General features: G+C 47.4%; 1 protein-coding gene. It reads left to right on the forward strand.

Features of this window, described 5'->3' with window-relative positions:
- Positions 1-38: 38 nt before the first annotated feature.
- On the forward strand, positions 39-359 hold a 321-nt coding region (locus CVH10_RS25450), incomplete at its 3' end, for a hypothetical protein (RefSeq protein ID WP_146143043.1).

Raw genomic sequence — 359 nt, forward strand, 5'->3', positions numbered from 1 at the left:
ATATTGCTGCGGAAAAACGCTTCAAAGGAAACTAACGCATGACAAAATCAACGCGAAATATTGCAAGCCGCGCTGACGAAAAGTTGACGCCGGGGCTGAAGTTCCGCCCCTCTACCGCTCTTTTCGAGGCTCGGACCTATTGCGGCTCGGAGCATCACTTGCGAGGTTTTGCAATAAACAAACGCGGGTCCGCAAATGAGCAAGAAATCAGCAAAACCCAGAGGAAGCAAATTTATAAATTAATAGACAAACTTCATGATGAAGGGGTATCAGCAAGCAGTATCGTCATATCGTTGCTAGATTGTGCGGTTGATCTGACCGCTGCTTATCTTCCAAACGAGGGAAAGGCTTATACGCCG

This window comes from Halomonas sp. ND22Bw, from assembly GCF_003011945.1.
Classification (GTDB): Bacteria; Pseudomonadota; Gammaproteobacteria; order Pseudomonadales; family Halomonadaceae; genus Halomonas; species Halomonas halophila.